The sequence below is a fragment of the Xanthomonas hortorum pv. pelargonii genome, assembly GCF_024499015.1.
GTDB lineage: Bacteria > Pseudomonadota > Gammaproteobacteria > Xanthomonadales > Xanthomonadaceae > Xanthomonas > Xanthomonas hortorum_B.
In genome coordinates, this window is record NZ_CP098604.1 from 262,333 (window position 1) to 279,420 (window position 17,088).

Sequence of the window (17,088 nt, forward strand, 5' to 3'; positions counted from 1 at the left end):
ACTAGGACGCTCCCCGAATGGCCACCGAAGTCAAAGTTCCGGTACTGCCCGAATCCGTTTCCGACGCCACCATCGCCAGCTGGCACAAGAAGGCCGGCGAAGCGGTCAAGCGCGACGAGAATCTGGTCGACCTGGAAACCGACAAGGTCGTGTTGGAAGTTCCTTCGCCCGTCGACGGCGTGCTGAAGGAAATCAAGTTCGAAGCCGGCAGCACGGTCACAAGCAACCAGATCCTGGCGATCATCGAAGAGGGCGCGGTGGCTGCGGCCGCACCGGCCGACGAGAAGAAGGCCGAGGCACCGGCACCTGCCGCTGCTGCACCGGCTGCCGCTCCGGCAGCTGCCGCCGCTGCACCCGCCCCTGCTTCCAAGTCGTCTGCCGACGCACTGCCCCCGGGTGCGCGTTTTGCCGCGATCACCCAGGGCGTGGATCCGGCGCAGGTCGACGGCACCGGCCGTCGCGGCGCGGTGACCAAGGAAGACATCGTCAACTTCGCCAAAGCCGGCGGCGTGGGCAAGGCCTCTGGCGCCCGTCCGGAAGAGCGCGTGCCGATGACCCGCGTGCGCAAGACCATCGCCAAGCGCCTGATGGAGTCCAAGAACTCCACCGCGATGCTGACCACCTTCAACGAGGTCAACCTCGCCAAGGTGTCGGCCGCGCGCAAGGAACTGCAGGACGAATTCCAGAAGGCACACGGCATCAAGCTCGGTTTCATGAGCTTCTTCGTCAAGGCCGCCGCCAACGCGCTGCAGCGCTTCCCGCTGGTCAATGCCTCGATCGACGGCGATGACATCATCTACCACGGCTACAGCGACATCTCGATTGCGGTGTCGACTGAGAAGGGCCTGGTCACGCCGGTGCTGCGTAACGTCGAGCGCCAGTCGTTCGCTGAAGTCGAACAGGGCATCGCCGACTACGCCGCCAAGGCGCGCGCCGGCAAGCTAGGCCTGGACGACCTGCAGGGCGGTACCTTCACCATCACCAACGGCGGCACCTTCGGCTCGCTGCTGTCCACCCCGATCATCAACCCGCCGCAGAGCGCGATCCTGGGCATGCACGCGATCAAGGAACGTCCGATCGCCGAGAACGGCCAGGTCGTGATCGCGCCGATGATGTATCTGGCGCTGTCCTACGACCACCGCATCATCGACGGCAAGGATTCAGTGCAGTTCCTGGTGGACATCAAGAACCAGCTGGAAAACCCGGGCCGGATGTTGTTCGGTCTGTAAGAGCCGGGAATCGGGAATGGAGATTCGGGAATGGGACAAGCGCCCATCGACCGCTCCATTCCCGCCTGGACCTGGATGGGACGCGGCAGGCGCACGCATGCGCTCTTGCGATTCTCCATTCCCTATTCCCCATTCCCGTGAGCAAATGAAATGAGCGAACAATTCGACGTCGTCGTCATCGGTGCCGGTCCGGCCGGTTATCACGCTGCGATTCGCGCGGCCCAGCTGGGCATGAAGGTCGCCTGCATCGACGCGGCACTCGGCAAGGACGGCAAGCCCGCCCTGGGCGGGACCTGCCTGCGCGTGGGCTGCATTCCGTCCAAGGCGCTGCTGGATTCCTCGCGCCAGTTCTGGAACATGGGCCATCTGTTCGGCGACCACGGCATCAGCTTCAACGACGCCAAGATGGACGTGCCCACCATGATCGGCCGCAAGGACAAGATCGTGAAGCAGTTCACCGGCGGCATCGCGATGCTGTTCAAGGCGAACAAGATCACGCCGTACTACGGCTTCGGCCAGCTGCTGCCGGGCAACATCGTCAAGGTCGCCCAGCACGAAGGCGGCGAGATCGAGCTCAAGGGCACCAATGTGATCCTGGCTCCGGGCTCGGAGTCGATCGAGCTGCCGTTCGCCAAGTTCGAAGGCGACACCATCGTCGACAACGTCGGCGGCCTGGACTTCACCGCCGTGCCCAAGCGCATGGCAGTGATCGGGGCCGGCGTGATCGGCCTGGAACTGGGCAGCGTGTGGAAGCGTCTGGGCGCCGAGGTCACCATCCTCGAAGCGCTGCCGGACTTCCTGGCCCTGGCCGATGCCGAAGTGGCAAAGACCGCACTGAAGGAATTCAAGAAGCAGGGCCTGGATATCAAGCTCGGCGCCAAGGTCAGCAAGACCGAAATCACCGGCAGCGGCGATGCCAAGCAGGTGGTGGTCAGCTACACCGACGCCGCCGGCGAGCAGACCCTCACCGTGGACAAGTTGCTGGTGGCCGTGGGCCGCAAGGCTGCGACCAAGAATCTGCTGGCCGACGGTACCGGCGTCAAGCTCAACGAGCGTGGCCAGATCGAAGTGGACGGGCATTGCCACACCGGCGTCGATGGCGTGTGGGCGGTCGGCGACTGCGTGCGCGGCCCGATGCTGGCGCACAAGGGCTTCGAAGAAGGCATTGCGGTTGCCGAACTGATCGCTGGCCTGCCGGGCCACGTCAACTTCGACACCATTCCGTGGGTCATCTACACCGAGCCGGAGATTGCCTGGGTCGGCAAGACCGAGCAGCAGTTGAAGGCCGAGGGCGTCGCCTACAAGGCCGGCAGCTTCCCGTTCGCGGCGATCGGCCGTGCGGTGGCCATGGGCGAGCCGGCCGGCTTCGTCAAGGTGATCGCCGATGCCGAAACCGACCGCGTGCTGGGCATGCACCTGGTCGGCGTGGGCGTGTCCGAACTGGTGCACGAAGGTGTGCTGACGATGGAGTTCAACGGCTCGGCCGACGATCTGGCCCGCATCTGCCATGCGCATCCGACGCTGTCCGAAGCGATCCACGATGCCGCAATGGCAGTGAGCAAGCGCGCGATCCATAAGGCGAACTGATCGGGAGTGGTGGATTCGGGATTGGGGATTCGCGACGGCGGCTCCCGGTCCCGCCCCCTTCCGGCAATGACATGGCGCCGGGTGAAAACCCGGCGTTATGTTTTTCAAGCCTGGCAAGAACTTCAGGCACATCAGCGCGGGCTCTGCCGACAGCACCATGTGCAATCAGCACCGCCTGCGTTTTTACCAATTCCCAATCCCAACTCCCGAATCCCATGAAATCGATCTGCGTCTACTGCGGTTCCAATGTCGGCAACAAACCCGCCTACGCCGAGCGTGCCACCGCGCTGGGTCAGCGCATCGCCGAGCAGGGCTTGCGCCTGGTCTATGGCGGCGGCAACGTGGGTCTGATGGGCACGATGGCCAATGCGGTGCTGGCGGCCGGTGGCGAGGTGACCGGGGTGATTCCGCAGCAGCTGGCCGATTGGGAAGTGGCCCATCGCGGGCTGACCACGCTGGAAATCGTCGGCTCCATGCATGAGCGCAAGATGCGCATGTTCGAGCTGTCCGATGCCTTCGTCGCCCTGCCCGGCGGCTTCGGCACCATGGAAGAGATCTTCGAGATGCTGACCTGGCGCCAGCTGGGCATCGGCAACAAGCCCTGCGCATTCCTGGATATCGAAGGCTTTTACGCACCGCTGATCGGCATGATCGATCGCATGGTGGAAGAGCGCTTCCTGCATCCGGACCAGCGCACCGACCTGTGGTACGGCAACGATCTGGCGCAGATGCTGGAGTGGATGCAGCACTACACGCCGGCGCAGGCTTCCAAGTGGATCGACGAGAAGCGCCGCTCCACCCTGGTGTGATGCCAGGCGACGCACGCTCCCTGCCCCATCGCCTGCCAGGTCCGGCGTCGGGCAGGCGCACCAGCAAGCACGCAGCAGCGTTGTAGTCACACGTCAGCTGCGCGGGGCGCAGCGACACACCGGGCCATATCTCACTGATGCGGCAATGGCTCCAGCGCGATGCCGCACACCCCGGCCCCTGCCACGGCGGACCGTGTGGCATGTTGTCCGACAGGTCGACAGCGCAACCACAGCGCCTGCGCGTCACCGCCCCCGGCCTGCGCGAACCCATCGCGCATCCGACCCGTCGCAATGCGCCGCCGAACACCCTGCCGATCTGCAAGCTTGCAACGGCACGATGGCTGCAGCGTCCGGCACCAGCGGCTCGCATAGAATGGCGACGATGCTCGATACCCTCGCCGCTGACGCGCACCACAGCCTGGACATCAAGCACAGTCGCTTTCTGGCCAACGCTGCTGCATTGGAATCGCCCGCGCACGCGCTGGCGATCGTGCAGCGCATGTCCGTGCCCGATGCCACCCACAACTGCTGGGCGTACCGATTCGGGCAGGAATACCGCTCCAGCGACGATGGCGAGCCCAGCGGCACCGCCGGCCGGCCGATTCTGGCGGCCATCGATGGCCAGGGCTACGACCGCGTGGTGGTGGTGGTCACGCGTTGGTACGGCGGCATCAAGCTCGGCGCGGGTGGATTGATGCGCGCCTACGGCGGGACGGCAGCGGAATGCCTGCGCATGGCCACTCGTCGTCCACTGATGACGCTGTGCGCGCTTGAACTGCAATGCCGGTTCGATGATCTTGGCGTGGTGCACGTCGCACTCAATGCGTTCCACGCCACTAAACTCAACGAGCGTTTCGATGCAACTGGTGCCCTGCTAGACATCCACATAGCGGCCGATCAACTTCTCGGCCTGAAAGAGCGACTGCGCGATGCGACAGGCAATCGGGCTCGACTAACTGGCGCGGAAACCTGCTGACACATCAGCCACCGTGCGGATTGCGTGCACATGGCTGCTATTGGACCACTGCCTGGCTCAGCAAACGTATCGCACCTTGCGCGGTATCTAGCGACACCGTAGCTCCCAGCGGCAATGCAAGATTGGGATCGACGTGGCCGCTTGACCAATTGACCATCACCGGAATCTTGAGCGGCAAAAAAACTCATTGAATAAGGCGTTGGCCATACTGGAGGGCGTTGCCGCCGGAGTTTCGCCGGCGATCACGAACCTGCCTAACAAGAGCCCTCTGATCGAGCGCAGCTTGCCAGCCAACCGCAATTGCGTGAGCAAACGATCCAGCCGAGGCAATGCGATCTCGGTGTCTTCGAGAAAGAGGATGGCATCCGTGGAGTCCACCTCGTAGGGCGTACCGAGGGTGCTGCACAGCAGCGACAGGTTGCCTCCCACCAGCCTCCCCTGTGCAGTTCCATCCACAAGCGTAGCGACCGGGTACATCGGCGGGGAAGGATCAAACTGCCCGATGGCAGACGTCCGGACAACAGATCAAGGATGAGCGAAGCAGTGGGTGGAAGTTTTTCTTGTACCAGGTCAGAAGCCAGCATGGGACCATGAAATGTCACCAGACCCGCGTATTTTTGCAGCGCGAGGTGCAACGCGGTGATATCGCTGTAGCCAATGAACGGCTTGGGATTGGCACCTATCAGCGCGTAGTCGAGCTTATCGAGTAAGCGGGTGGCACCAAAACCACCACGTAGGCACCAGACGGCCTTTATGTCGCTGGAGAGAAAGGCATAGTGGATATCGTCTACACGCGCACTGTCGGTTCCAGCCAGATAATCGAACGGAGGCGCCAGCTTCTCCATTGCCGAAGGCATGATCTCCGCGGAAAATCCGTGGGCTCGAAGCCACTGGGCGGCCTTTTCCGCATCGCCCGATGGGGAGGCCGGTGCAACAATGGCGACCTTGTCACCTGCGTTGAGCGCAGGTACCGGACGAGACTGACCTTGTACAGCACGGGCCTGCACTCCCCGCGCGCCGACGCGCGCACGTGCAGCAAGTCCGAACGACGCCAGCATCAGCGCTGCGCCGCCAGTGGCGGTTCCAAAAATTTTCGCCGAGTCGTTTTCATCTGCAGCAGCTCTACTTTTTTAATTTTGACGTGGCTGGTGCTACCTTCAACGACCAATACCGAAGTTGCAGTGCTTTTAGAGAAGCGATGCTTTTGATGCAGAGTCCCTCCTTCTCATTTACCCGAGGTGCGTCACACATCCTGATGCACCGCGCACTGGTTACCCTACACTTGCCCTGTGGGCTCGCACACGCTTGAAAAAGGGGCCGTGCAACGCCATTCGCAGTCGTGTCCACCTCTCAACACCGGAAGCCGCATGAACCAGCCAGCCGCCGCCAGGCCCAGCCCATTGCGGAAGCTTGGCAGCCTGCGCACCTTGTGGCCGTTCGTGCAGCGCCAGCGTGGCCTGTTCGCCGCCTGGCTGATCGCACTGGCCATTTCCTCGGCCGCCACCTTGAGCCTGCCGGCGGCGGTCAAGCAGATGATCGACCACGGTTTCTCCGGCGGTTCGCAGATCAATCAGGCCTTCGCGCTGTTGTTTGCGGTGGCGGTGGTGCTGGCATTGGCCACGGCCGCGCGCTTTTACTTCGTCGCGTTGCTGGGCGAAAAAGTCGTCGCCGATCTGCGTGGCCGGTTGTACGCGCATCTGATCGGGCTGGACGCCGGCTTTCATGATCGCAGCCGCAGCGGCGAGCTGGTCTCGCGCCTGTCGGCCGACAGCGAGCTGCTGCGTGGGGTGATCGGCACCACCATGTCGGTGGCGTTGCGCAGCTCGGTGACGGTGATCGGCAGCATGGTGATGCTGTTCGTCACCAGCCCGCGGCTGGCCGGGTTCACGCTGATCGGCATCCCGCTGGCAGTGCTGCCGATCGTGCTGGGCGCACGCCGCCTGCAGAAGATCTCGCGCGCGAGCCAGGACCGTGTGGCCGACGCCAACACGCTGGCCGCCGAAACGCTGGGCGCGGTGCGCACCGTGCAGGCGCATGCGCGCGAAGGCTACGAAAGCCACCGTTTCAGCCAGGCCTTGTTGGCGGCGATCGAAACCGCGCGGCTGCGCATCCGTACCCAGGCCACCGTCACTGCGGTGGCGATCATGCTGATTTTCGGCGCGATCGTCGGGGTGCTGTGGCTGGGTGCGCACGATGTGATCGGCGGGCGCATGACGCCCGGCACGCTGGGGCAATTCGTGTTGTACGCGTTGATCGGCGGTGGTTCGGTCGGCGCATTGGCCGAGGTCTGGAACGAGTTGCAGCGCGCGGCCGGCGGCATGGGCCGCGTTGGCGAATTGCTCGACGAGCAACCGGCCATCGTCGCGCCGGCCACGCCGCAGCCATTGCCGCAGCCGTTGCGCGGTGCGATCCATTTCGATCAGGTGGTGTTTCATTATCCGCAGCGCCCCGATGCGCCTGCCCTGGATCACTTCGATCTGCATGTCCTTCCGGGCGAAACCGTGGCGCTGGTCGGGCCCTCCGGCGCCGGCAAGAGCACGGTGCTGTCGATGTTGCTGCGTTTCCACGACCCGGTCAGCGGCAAGCTGCGCGTCGACGATGTGGATCTGCGCGACACCGACCCGGTGCTGCTGCGCGAACGCATTGCCTTGGTGCCGCAGCAACCCACGCTGTTTGCCGCCAGCGCCGCCGACAACATCCGTTATGGGCGCCTGGAAGCGAGCGATGCGCAAGTGGAAGCCGCTGCCGTTGCCGCCGAAGCCGATGTCTTCATTCGCGCCCTGCCGCAGGGCTATGCCAGCGAACTGGGCGAACGCGGCGCACGCCTGTCCGGCGGCCAGCAGCAGCGTGTGGCGATCGCACGTGCATTGCTCAAGGACGCGCCGATCCTGCTGCTGGACGAGGCCACCAGCGCGCTGGACGCGCAGAGCGAGCGTGCCGTGCAGCAGGCGCTGGACCGGCTGATGGAAGGCCGCACCACGCTGGTCATCGCCCATCGCCTGGCCACCGTGCTCAAGGCCGACCGCATCGTGGTGATGGATGCCGGCCGCATCGTCGCACAGGGCACGCATGCGCAATTGATTGCCGAAGGCGGCCTGTATGCAGAGCTGGCGCGGCTACAGTTCATCGATCAGTGACGCCTGGATGCGCTGTTGCCTGAGTGACATGGCGGTACGTTTCGCTCACCGGCGCATTGCCGGTGGTGCGCTTTGAGCACTCTGGAAGTAACGCTGTGACGGTAACCAAGTGACACATGCCTCGCCCTAGAACCACCATCCGCCAGCTCAGTTATTTTGTCGCGCTCGCCGACACCGGCAGCTTCACCCGCGCCGCCGAGCAGATGGGCGTGTCGCAACCCTCGCTGTCGCAGCAGATTCGCGCCTTCGAAACCATCATCGGTGCAGCGCTGTTCGAACGCGGCGTGCCGGCGATCCTGACGCCGCTGGGACGCGATCTGCTCGACCGCGCACGCAGCATCCTGCTCGACATCACCGACCTGGAAGAAGTGCGCGCCACCTCGGCCGACACGCTGATCGGCACCATCCGGCTCGGCGTGTCGCCCACGCTCGGCGCGTACCTGATGCCGAGCCTGGTCGCGCGCCTGCACCGCGAGCACCCGGCGCTGCGCGTGCATGTGCGCGAAGGCTTGCCGACGGTGCTGGCCGCAGGCCTGGCCAGCGGTCTGCATGACGTGATCCTTGCGCAATTGCCGGTCGCCGGGCGCGGCCTGCATAGCGAGCGGCTGTTCCGCGAACCGCTGCACGTGACCATGGCCGCCGATCACCCGTTGCGTGCCAAAACCTTCATCACACCGGCCGATCTGCGCGGTGCCAACCTGCTGACGTTGATGCCGGAATACCGGCTGGCCGAACAGATCGCCGCGATCGCCATGGACGTCGGCGCCACTGTCCTGCGCGATTACGAAGGCACCAGCCTGGATGCGATCCGCCAGATGGCCGGGATGGGCATGGGTCTTGCACTATTGCCAGACCTGTATGTGCGCCAGGAAATCCGCGAGGGCGACGACGTCGTCGTTCGGCCGATCAAAGGCGGACGCTACTATAGGGAGATCGGGCTGTTGTGGCGGCAAGGCGCAGGACGCGCGCCGGCCTTCGGCCTGATCGCCGATCTCCTGCGTGCGGTGGCCGCATAGGAAAATCCTATGCGTCGAATAAGCGCTGCGGCCTTGTTCGTTACCTGCAACTCGTCAATGCTTCATTGAACTCATCAACGGAAATCGAATGGCGGGCAAGCAGATCGGATGGCGGGAAGCGGGAGCCTGGCTGGCGGAGATCGTCGGGCCGGACATGCCGTATGTGCGTCTGGCCATGGTGTATGGCGTGGCGATCAGCCTGCTGTCGCTGGCCACGCCGATCTCGGTGCAGTTGCTGATCAACAGCGTGGCCAACACCGCGCTGCCCGCACCGCTGTGGACGCTGTCGAGCCTGCTGCTGGGGCTGTTGCTGCTGGTGGCCGGCCTGAGCGCGATGCGGGTGTGGGTCATGGCGCTGTTCGAGCGCCGCCTGTTTGCGCGCGTGGTCTCCGAAATCACGGTGCGCGCGGTGCATGCGCAAAATCCGTTCTTCGCCGATCAGAACCGCGGCGACATGTTCAATCGTTACTTCGATCTGGTGGTGGTGCAGAAAGCCGTGCCGAGTCTGGCGATCGGCGCCTTCACCATCGTGCTGCAATCGGCGGTGGGGCTGATACTCACCAGTTTCTACCATCCGTTCTTTCTCGGTTTCAACGCATTGTTGCTGCTGGTCATCTTCAGCATCTGGATGATCTGGTCGCGCGGTTCGATCCGCACCGCGGTCGATCTGAGCCATGCCAAGCACGAGGCCGCACGCTGGCTGGAAAGTGTCGGCGGCTCGAACGGTTTCTATAAATCCAGCCGCCATCTCAATTTCGCGATGGACCGCTCCGAAGCCGTCACTGCAGCTTATGTCGACCGGCACCGGCGCCATTTCCGCTACAGCTTCACCCAGACGGTGGCGTTTTTGCTGGTCTACGCGGTGGCCAGCGCCGCGTTGCTGGCGCTGGGCGGCAATCTGATCCTACGCGGCGAGCTGTCGATCGGCCAACTGGTCGCCGCCGAACTGATCCTCAGCGCGGTCTTCTACGGCATCTCGCAACTCGGTGGCTATCTGGATGCGTTCTACGATCTGGTAGCGAGCTCGGAAGAACTCTCGCTGCTGTTTGCGATCCCGCAGGAACGCGCCGTCGTTGCACGTGGCAAAACGCCCGGCAACAGCGCGGTGCGCCTGGATGGCGTGATGATCGACGGCGCACGTTTCGATTTTTCGCTGGCCGCCGGCGAGCAGCTGGTGACGATCGCCGATGGCGGTGCGGAGCGGCTGCTGGCGATGATCCTCAAGCGCCACATGGTGCCCGATCGCGGGCTGGTGATGGTGGGCGGCGCAGACATGGCCACCTTCGACATGTACCTGCTGCGCTCGGAAGTGACGGTGCTCGACCGGCCGACCATTGTCGAGGTCACCATCCGCGAATATCTGGCGCTGGCGTCTGCCGATGTGACTTCGGAAGCGATGCTGGAAGCGATCGATGCGGTGGGGCTGCGCAGCCGCATTGCCGCACTTCCGCAAGGTCTGGATACGCGCCTGGCCGCATCGGGCTACCCGTTGTGGATCGGCGAAGTGATGGCGTTGAAGCTGGCCAATGCGCTGCTGGTGCGCCCGCGCGTGCTGATGCTGGCGCAGTTGTACGATCTGATTCCCGCCGATCGGCTGACCGATGTCTTGCGTCGCCTGAAAGAGGCCGGCACCACGGTGCTGCTGTGCACCGGCAGGCCGGAAGACATCACCCTGGATGGCTGGTTCCACCTGCAACCCGAGCGGCAGCAGCGCTTTGCCACGCGCGCCGAATTGATCGCCTCGACGCAGGAGGCGAACGATGCAGCACGCTCCTGATCGCAACACGCACTTCCCCACCCTGGCGGCAATGCGCCCACCCAGCATCGCCAAGGCGCTGGCATGGATGCTGCTGATCGGCATTGCCATTGCCAGCGCGATCCTGGCGCTGGCGCCGTGGGTGCAGACCGCCAGCGGCAAGGGCCAGGTGGTGGCGCTGGATCCGGGCGACCGCCAGCAACAGGTCACCGCCTTCGTGCCCGGCCGGGTCGAGCGTTGGTATGTGCACGACGGCCAGCATGTCTCGCGCGGCGATCCGATCGCGCGCGTCGGCGATCTGGATCCGGACCTGCTCACTCGCTTGGCCAGCGAACGTGCGCAGGTGCAGGCCGAAATTGCCGCGATCCAGCAATCGCGCGCGGTTGCCAGCATCGACGTGGCACGTAGCAGGCAATTGCTTGCCGAAGGGCTGGCCGGCCGCCGCGACTTTGAGCTGACCCAGATCAAAGTCGCCGAGGCCGACGCCAAGCTGGCCGAATCGCGCGCCAAGCTGACCCGCATCGATATCCAGTTGAATCGTCAGTCCGCGCAATTGGTGCGCGCGCCGCGCGACGGCCGCGTGCAGCAGCTCAACGCCGCCAGCGGCAGCGCGATGGTCTCGCCCGGCACGGTGCTGGCGGTGATCGCGCCGGAGCGGGTGGAGCGCGCGGTCGAGCTGTACATCGACGGCCGCGACGTGCCGCTGATCCGCCCCGGTCGCCCGGTGCGGTTGGAGTTCGAAGGATGGCCGGCGATCCAGTTCAGCGGCTGGCCGTCGGTGGCGCATGGCATGTTCGACGGCCGCGTGCGCGCGATCGACCCCAACGCCGCGCCCGATGGCTTGTTCCGCATCCTGGTCGAACCGCAGCCAGGCAAGCCGGCCTGGCCGGCACGCGAGTTCGCCCGCCAGGGCGGCAAGGTGCGCGGCTGGGTGCAGGGCGAAACGGTAAAGGTCGGCTACGAATTGTGGCGCCAGCTCAACAACTTCCCACTGGAATTCGGCCGGCGCCCGGCAGCGGCGACGCAGGATGAGGGCAAAGCCAAACCGGCAGCGTCCAAGGCCGAAGACGACGAGACCGGCAAAAAATGATCCGCCGTCTTGTCTTCTTGCTGATCGCGCTCGCGCCGGGCGCGGCGGCGGCCCAAACCACTGCGCTGACCCTGGACGAAGTGCTGCAGTCCTCGGCTCGCTCTGCGCCGCAGATTGTCGAATCGCTGGCCAAGGTCCGTCAGGCCGAAGGCAAGGGCATCTCGGCCGATGGCGCGTTCGATACCGTGTTCGATATCGACGGCCATTCGCGCGAGGCCGGGTATTACGACGGCAGCGCGATCGAAAGCACGGTCAAGCGACCGTTCGATAACAACGGCGGCTATTACTACGGTGGTTACCGCTCCTCGCGTGGTTCGTTCCCGGTCTACGAAGACAAGTCCTACACCGACCGCGGCGGCGAAGTGAAAGTGGGCGCGCTGTACGCGCTGCTGCGCGACCGCGTGGTCGACGAGCGCCGCACCAAGCGCAGCGTTGCCAGCGCCGACATCAATGTCGCCCAGTACGAAGCCGAAATGGTGGCCATTGGCGTGCAGCGACGCGCGGTGGATGCTTACCAGAGCTGGGTTGCGGCCGGACTGAAACGGCGCGCGTACAACGACCTGCTGCAACTGGCCGAGCAACGCCGCAATGCGATTTCGCGGCAGGTGACGCTGGGCGCACGGCCGACCATCCTGCTGACCGAAAACGACCAGAACCTGGTACGCCGACGTGCGCTGGTGGTGCGTTCGGAGCAGGACTTCGCCAATGCGGCCAATGCCTTGTCGCTGTATCTGCGCGACGACACCGGCATGCCGCTGATCGTCTCCAGCGAACGCCTGCCGGCCGACACCTCCGCACTGGAAGGCCTGGCCGGCGCCAGCAAGATCACCGCACCGGTGGAGCGCCCGGATTACCGCGCCGTGCTGACCCGCATCGACCAGGCCACCGCGCGGCTGATGCTGGCGCAGAACGATCTCAAACCCCGCCTGGATGTGAGCCTGGAAGTCAGCAAGGATCTTGGCGAACCCGGCGTCGGCGGCCCGAACCGCTCGCCCACCGATGCCATCATCGGCTTCCGTTTCAGCGTGCCGCTGGAAAACCGTGCCGCCAAGGGCCGCGTTGCCGAAGCGCGCGCCGAGATCGAAGCGCTGGATCAACGCAGCCGTTACCTGCGCGACCAGATCTCGGTGGAGGTCGAGTCGGTGGTCATCTCGCTCAACGCCGCCGAACGCCTGGCCAAGATCGCCGACGAAGAACGCAGCCTGGCCGACCGTCTCGCCGCGGCGGAGCGGCGCCGCTTCGAGCTTGGGTCGGGCGACTTCTTCCTGGTCAATCAGCGCGAAGAAACCGCCAACGACGCACGCGTGCGTTTGATCGATGCTCAGGCGCGCATTGCCTCTGCGCGCGCCGAACTGGCGGCCGCGACGGCTGATCGGGATGCGTTGCAGCTGAGTCGTTGAGCCGGCGTCGTTCGAACTTTTCCGCATCGCGCAATGACGCCCGGGTAACACGTGCCTGCGCATGCTCGCCTTCACCGGCCCGACGCCGGTCGTGCGGTCCCTGGCGGTTCGCACTGCGACCTTGGAATCTTTCGGAGGTGCGTATGTCTTTTCGGCAATTTCCCGCAGTCGGTGCAGATGGCGAGTCTTACGTCATCATCGAATTCCGCGACGAGCTCGAATCCCCCACCGCGCAGCAATCCCGCACGAACGCGCACGCTGCGCCACGTTACGAACTCCCCGATGGCCGCCACCTGCAACGGCAAGGCCAACGCTTCGTCACCCAGGGTGGCGAGTTGCGGCTTTCGACGTCCTGAGATGGAGCTGGTCATTTTTTGACCACAGCAGCCGCAGCCGTTGCAGCGCAATGGCTGCGCGCAGTTATCCACATGCTTGTGCAGATTTCATCCACACCCTGTGTGGATGAAATATATGTTGTGAGTGCGCGGCATTACGCCAAGCGACCATCAGCCAGGCGACAATCACTCGCGACGTCGACTCCTCGCCTACGACTGCAGTCAAACCACACATGGTTGCTGCTCACATCCCGGCAGCCCGATACCAACATCGACATCGACCAAGCGCGCGCCTGCCCTACCGTTACCCAACGCGATCGGAGCGCTCCAGCACCCGCCCGATCCCGCTGCGGTCGATCTCGCTGGCAGCCTGCGCCAACGCTGCGCGATCGCTGTTCGGCTCGAACCCAATCCGGAAATGCAGCTCGCCCACCGGCGTGCGCGAGGAGTGGATCGACGACAGATTCACACCGTGCTGCTCGAACACATGCAGCAGCGCGCGTAGCGAGCCGGGTTGATCCTCCGGCAGATACACGCTCAGCGTCAGCGGCTCGGTGAGATCGGCCAACAGGTAGCCAACACGCTCGTAGGTGTAGTTGCCCGCCGCAAGCGACTCGCGTTGCAATGCCTGTGCGTTGTCGTCCAGAAATCGACTGCGAAACTGCGCACGCGCCCCGTCGTCACCTTGCGCGACCAAGGCGCGCAACTGCTGCAATTGCGCCAGCAGGCGATCGAGCATCTCGCCCACGTACGGATTACCGAACTGGATGTCTTCGTAGATCGACGGATTGAGCGAGAGAATGCGCGCGATCACCGCGGTATCCAGCTCGAACGAGGCCGAGCGATACGGCATCAGCGCGCGCAGTTCGCCGAGCAGCGGCGCGTAGTCACGCAAGGTGCCGGCCTGCGCCAGATGGGTGGCGTGCACCATCGCCTGCACCAGGGCCATCACGCGGTCGTGGTGCTCGGGCGTGGCGTACACGCATTCGGCCTGCAGCGCGCTGTAGAGCGTCTGCACCCACGCCGACCAATGCTGCAGACGCGCCTCGCAAACCACCATCACCCGCCCCTTCAAGGTCGGCGACTTGGGCGGTGCGGTCATCGGATGCAGACCGACCACCTCGGCCTGCGATGCCAGCATCGCGGCAACCGGTGCCTGCTTGATCGAGGTGACATCCATCCACAACTGCGATGCCGCGCGCGGCCCGGCAAGTTCGACATAGCGCTCGATCAATGCGGCGGTGTGGCGAATCGGCGCAGAAAAAATCAGCACATCGGCACGCTGCGCCAGGCTCGCCTCGTCCATGCCGCCGACCTCGGCCGGATCGAAGCCGATCACCTCCAGCCCCATGCGCATGCGAAGAAACTGCGCCAGCCATCGACCGTAGGCGCCGGCAATGCCGACGATGCCGACCACCGGCTGCGCGATCATGCCAAGCGCTCGACGGCAAAGCGCGGTGCATCCACCAGCGCGGCCGGAGCGGCGGCCAGCACATCGAACTCTTCATACCCTGCAGACAGCGTCGCTTCCAGTGCGCTATGCACACCGCTGAGCGCATGCCCCACCGCCTGCTCGAACGCCACATCGCGCAGCAGGAAACCGATCAGCAACGCCATCAACACATCGCCGGTACCGGCCACATCCACCGGCAAATGCGGCGTGGCCCAGCGATACACCGCCTCGTTGCTGACCGCCAACGTCACCAGCTCGCCGGCCGCGCCGGCCACGCTGTGCGCAAGCACCCATTGCGGGCCGCGCGCCAGCAATGCGCGCGCGGCAACGACGGCATCGTCCTGTTCCAGACTCGGCAAACCGGTCAACCGCCCAAGCTCGAAGGCATTCGGCGTCACCAGCCAGGCATGCGGCAATAGCCGCTCGGCGAATACGCGTTCCAATCCGGGTTCGACATACGGGCCGGTGTGCGTGTCGCCGATGACCGGATCCAGGCAATAACGCAGCTGCGGCGCCTGCGGCAAGGTCTGCTCCAGCCAGTCGGCAAAGACTTCGCCATTGGCCAGACTGCCGAAATAGCCCGATACCAGAATGCGCGCGCGTTGCGGCAGCCCACGTTCGCTCGCACCCAGCAACAGATCGGCCAGCCAATCGGCCGGCAGAATGCGCCCGCGTAAGGTCGCGTAAAACGGCGCATTGCTCAGCAGCGTGGTGGGCACTTCCGCCACCCGTAGCCCCAGCGCACGCAACGGCGGTACCGCCGCGCTGTTGCCGGCATGCCCATAGACCAGTTGCGATTGCACCGAGATCACATCGATCGGCGAAGGACCATCCGGGCGCTGGCGGCGACCGTGGACGAGGTGGCTGTCGGTTGCATCGCTCATAGGGGCGGCCATCGTCGAAGGAGATGGCGCCATTATCCGCGCAACACCGGAAGCATGCTGTAGATACGGCATGCTGTAGATGCAGCACGTCGCGGAGGCAACGCGCAGCACAACTGCATGCTGCAAGACGAGACACGACATCGACAGTGCGATGCCAACGCAGCGGATCAGTGCAGTACACGTGCACTACGGGCATAAGGTACAAAAAAAGCCGGGCACGCAGTGGTCCGCGCGCCCGGCTCTCGTTGCATCAGAACACCTGACTCAGGACGTCATCCGATCCCAGAAGCCCTTGACGCCATCGATGAATGTGGCCGACTTGGGCGAATGCTTGCGTGCATCCTCGCCGGTGAAGGTGGACTCGAACTGCTGCAGCAACTCGCGCTGATCGGCGGTCAGATTGACCGGCGTTTCGACCACCACGCGGCAGTAAAGATCGCCTTCGGTGCGACTGCGCACCGAACGCACGCCCTTGCCACGCAGACGGAACAGCTTGCCGGTCTGGGTCTCGGCCGGAATACGGATTTCCGCCTCGCCCCCCAGCGTTGCCACACGCACGGTGTCACCGAGTGCCGCCTGCGAAATGCGGATCGGCACCTCGCAATGCAGGTCGTCGCCATCGCGCTGGAAGATCGCATGCTCGCGCACGCGCACTTCCACATACAGATCGCCCGGCGGTGTACCGGCGGGGCCGGCTTCGCCCTCGCCTGCCAGACGGATGCGGTCGCCGGTATCCACACCGGCAGGCACCTTGATCGACAACACCTTGTCTTCTTCCACACGGCCTGCGCCGTGACAGACCTTGCACGGATTCTGGATCAGCGTGCCGCGCCCATCGCAATGCGGGCAGCTCTGCTGCATCGCAAAGATGCCGCGCTGGATGCGCACCTGGCCACGTCCGTGACAGGTCCCGCACACCTCCACCTTGCCGTCTTCCGACCCGCTGCCGTGGCAGGGATCGCATTCGATCAAGGTCGGAATCTCGATGCGTCGCTCGATGCCGGCAACGGCTTCTTCCAGATCCAGTTCCAGCACGTAACCGACGTCGGCGCCACGTCGCGCAGCGCGCGGACCGGCGGCGCCACCGCCGAAAATATTGCCGAAGATATCGCCAAAGATATCTCCCATGTCCGGGCCACCCGGCCCACCGCCACCACCGCCCATGCCGTGCTCGAACGCAGCGTGGCCATGCGCATCGTAGGCGCGGCGCTTGTTGCCGTCCGACAACACTTCATAGGCTTCCTTGCACTCCTTGAACATCGCCTCGGCAGCAGCGTCGCCCGGATTGCGGTCCGGATGGTGCTTCATCGCACAGCGCCGATACGCCTTCTTCAGCTCCTCGTCGCTGGCGCCACGGGCCACGCCCAGCACTTCGTAGTAATCGCGTTTGCTCACGACAGGGAATCGGGAATCGGG

Annotated in this window: 15 protein-coding genes and 1 pseudogene; 10 read left to right on the plus strand and 6 right to left on the minus strand. The window is 64.7% G+C overall.

The window, feature by feature from the left end:
• Positions 1 to 17: 17 nt before the first annotated feature.
• The 4 genes from sucB (at position 18) to NDY25_RS01150 (ending at position 4,601) form a co-directional block, all read left to right on the plus strand.
• On the plus strand, positions 18 to 1,229 hold the full coding sequence (gene sucB / locus NDY25_RS01135) for a dihydrolipoyllysine-residue succinyltransferase (protein WP_256627713.1): 1,212 nt from the start codon (positions 18 to 20) through the stop codon (positions 1,227 to 1,229).
• 150 nt (positions 1,230 to 1,379) lie between these two features.
• The gene (gene lpdA / locus NDY25_RS01140) at positions 1,380 to 2,816 is read left to right on the plus strand and encodes a dihydrolipoyl dehydrogenase (RefSeq protein WP_168958530.1); all 1,437 of its coding nucleotides are present in this window, start codon (positions 1,380 to 1,382) and stop codon (positions 2,814 to 2,816) included.
• 215 nt (positions 2,817 to 3,031) lie between these two features.
• Positions 3,032 to 3,625 carry an LOG family protein gene (locus NDY25_RS01145; RefSeq protein ID WP_168958531.1) on the plus strand — a complete coding sequence of 198 codons (594 nt, stop codon included), beginning with the start codon at positions 3,032 to 3,034 and terminating at the stop codon, positions 3,623 to 3,625.
• A 373-nt stretch (positions 3,626 to 3,998) separates the two neighbouring features.
• Positions 3,999 to 4,601 (plus strand): IMPACT family protein, encoded by a 603-nt coding sequence (locus NDY25_RS01150; protein WP_168958549.1) that lies wholly within the window; start codon positions 3,999 to 4,001, stop codon positions 4,599 to 4,601.
• A gap of 37 nt (positions 4,602 to 4,638) precedes the next feature.
• Here the strand turns inward: NDY25_RS01150 and NDY25_RS23080 are convergent, their stop codons facing one another.
• From NDY25_RS23080 to NDY25_RS01160, 3 genes and pseudogenes are all read right to left on the minus strand, one after another.
• A complete protein-coding gene (locus NDY25_RS23080; RefSeq protein WP_425526355.1) occupies positions 4,639 to 4,758 on the minus strand; it encodes a hypothetical protein in 120 nt (39 codons plus the stop codon).
• Positions 4,758 to 5,030, minus strand: coding sequence for a hypothetical protein (locus tag NDY25_RS01155; RefSeq protein ID WP_256627714.1), 273 nt, complete (start codon positions 5,028 to 5,030; stop codon positions 4,758 to 4,760). Before NDY25_RS01155 ends, NDY25_RS23080 begins: the two co-directional genes overlap by 1 nt.
• Positions 5,031 to 5,248: 218 nt before the next feature.
• A pseudogene (locus tag NDY25_RS01160) lies at positions 5,249 to 5,659 on the minus strand (LD-carboxypeptidase); the annotation flags it as partial.
• A gap of 309 nt (positions 5,660 to 5,968) precedes the next feature.
• Between NDY25_RS01160 and NDY25_RS01165 the strand changes: the two are divergent.
• From NDY25_RS01165 to NDY25_RS01190, 6 genes are all read left to right on the plus strand, one after another.
• The gene (locus tag NDY25_RS01165) at positions 5,969 to 7,738 is read left to right on the plus strand and encodes an ABC transporter transmembrane domain-containing protein (protein ID WP_256627715.1); all 1,770 of its coding nucleotides are present in this window, start codon (positions 5,969 to 5,971) and stop codon (positions 7,736 to 7,738) included.
• Between the two features lie 116 nt (positions 7,739 to 7,854).
• A complete protein-coding gene (locus tag NDY25_RS01170) occupies positions 7,855 to 8,754 on the plus strand; it encodes a hydrogen peroxide-inducible genes activator (RefSeq protein WP_006449468.1) in 900 nt (299 codons plus the stop codon).
• 88 nt (positions 8,755 to 8,842) lie between these two features.
• Entirely contained in the window at positions 8,843 to 10,531 is a 1,689-nt protein-coding gene (locus NDY25_RS01175; protein ID WP_168958533.1) for an ATP-binding cassette domain-containing protein, read from the plus strand.
• The gene (locus tag NDY25_RS01180) at positions 10,515 to 11,600 is read left to right on the plus strand and encodes an efflux RND transporter periplasmic adaptor subunit (protein WP_115036654.1); all 1,086 of its coding nucleotides are present in this window, start codon (positions 10,515 to 10,517) and stop codon (positions 11,598 to 11,600) included. Before NDY25_RS01175 ends, NDY25_RS01180 begins: the two co-directional genes overlap by 17 nt.
• Positions 11,597 to 13,000 (plus strand): TolC family protein, encoded by a 1,404-nt coding sequence (locus NDY25_RS01185; RefSeq protein WP_168958534.1) that lies wholly within the window; start codon positions 11,597 to 11,599, stop codon positions 12,998 to 13,000. Before NDY25_RS01180 ends, NDY25_RS01185 begins: the two co-directional genes overlap by 4 nt.
• Before the next feature lie 143 nt (positions 13,001 to 13,143).
• Positions 13,144 to 13,356, plus strand: coding sequence for a hypothetical protein (locus tag NDY25_RS01190; protein WP_168958535.1), 213 nt, complete (start codon positions 13,144 to 13,146; stop codon positions 13,354 to 13,356).
• Between the two features lie 283 nt (positions 13,357 to 13,639).
• Here NDY25_RS01190 and NDY25_RS01195 read toward each other — a convergent pair whose 3' ends face one another.
• The 3 genes from NDY25_RS01195 to dnaJ all read right to left on the minus strand — a co-directional run bounded on the left by NDY25_RS01195 (position 13,640) and on the right by dnaJ (position 17,067).
• Positions 13,640 to 14,767, minus strand: a complete 1,128-nt coding sequence (locus NDY25_RS01195; protein WP_168958536.1) for a prephenate dehydrogenase — start codon at positions 14,765 to 14,767, stop codon at positions 13,640 to 13,642.
• Positions 14,764 to 15,672, minus strand: coding sequence for a pyridoxal kinase (gene pdxY, locus NDY25_RS01200; protein ID WP_168958537.1), 909 nt, complete (start codon positions 15,670 to 15,672; stop codon positions 14,764 to 14,766). The genes NDY25_RS01195 and pdxY overlap by 4 nt, the downstream gene beginning before the upstream one ends.
• A 264-nt stretch (positions 15,673 to 15,936) precedes the next feature.
• Positions 15,937 to 17,067: a molecular chaperone DnaJ gene (dnaJ, locus tag NDY25_RS01205; protein ID WP_006449461.1), complete on the minus strand. Its 1,131-nt coding sequence runs from the start codon at positions 17,065 to 17,067 to the stop codon at positions 15,937 to 15,939.
• Positions 17,068 to 17,088: the final 21 nt, after the last annotated feature.

What these genes read in the sequence shown, in the direction of transcription:
- pdxY (WP_168958537.1), bottom strand. Translation starts at nt 15,672, where the DNA reads ATGAGCGATGCAACCGACAGCCACCTCGTCCACGGTCGCCGCCAGCGC.
- lpdA (WP_168958530.1), top strand. Translation starts at nt 1,380, where the DNA reads ATGAGCGAACAATTCGACGTCGTCGTCATCGGTGCCGGTCCGGCCGGT.
- sucB (WP_256627713.1), top strand. Translation starts at nt 18, where the DNA reads ATGGCCACCGAAGTCAAAGTTCCGGTACTGCCCGAATCCGTTTCCGAC.
- NDY25_RS01195 (WP_168958536.1), bottom strand. Translation starts at nt 14,767, where the DNA reads ATGATCGCGCAGCCGGTGGTCGGCATCGTCGGCATTGCCGGCGCCTAC.
- NDY25_RS01165 (WP_256627715.1), top strand. Translation starts at nt 5,969, where the DNA reads ATGAACCAGCCAGCCGCCGCCAGGCCCAGCCCATTGCGGAAGCTTGGC.
- NDY25_RS01190 (WP_168958535.1), top strand. Translation starts at nt 13,144, where the DNA reads ATGTCTTTTCGGCAATTTCCCGCAGTCGGTGCAGATGGCGAGTCTTAC.
- NDY25_RS01145 (WP_168958531.1), top strand. Translation starts at nt 3,032, where the DNA reads ATGAAATCGATCTGCGTCTACTGCGGTTCCAATGTCGGCAACAAACCC.
- NDY25_RS01170 (WP_006449468.1), top strand. Translation starts at nt 7,855, where the DNA reads ATGCCTCGCCCTAGAACCACCATCCGCCAGCTCAGTTATTTTGTCGCG.
- NDY25_RS01185 (WP_168958534.1), top strand. Translation starts at nt 11,597, where the DNA reads ATGATCCGCCGTCTTGTCTTCTTGCTGATCGCGCTCGCGCCGGGCGCG.
- NDY25_RS01150 (WP_168958549.1), top strand. Translation starts at nt 3,999, where the DNA reads ATGGCGACGATGCTCGATACCCTCGCCGCTGACGCGCACCACAGCCTG.
- NDY25_RS01175 (WP_168958533.1), top strand. Translation starts at nt 8,843, where the DNA reads ATGGCGGGCAAGCAGATCGGATGGCGGGAAGCGGGAGCCTGGCTGGCG.
- NDY25_RS01180 (WP_115036654.1), top strand. Translation starts at nt 10,515, where the DNA reads ATGCAGCACGCTCCTGATCGCAACACGCACTTCCCCACCCTGGCGGCA.
- NDY25_RS23080 (WP_425526355.1), bottom strand. Translation starts at nt 4,758, where the DNA reads ATGGTCAATTGGTCAAGCGGCCACGTCGATCCCAATCTTGCATTGCCG.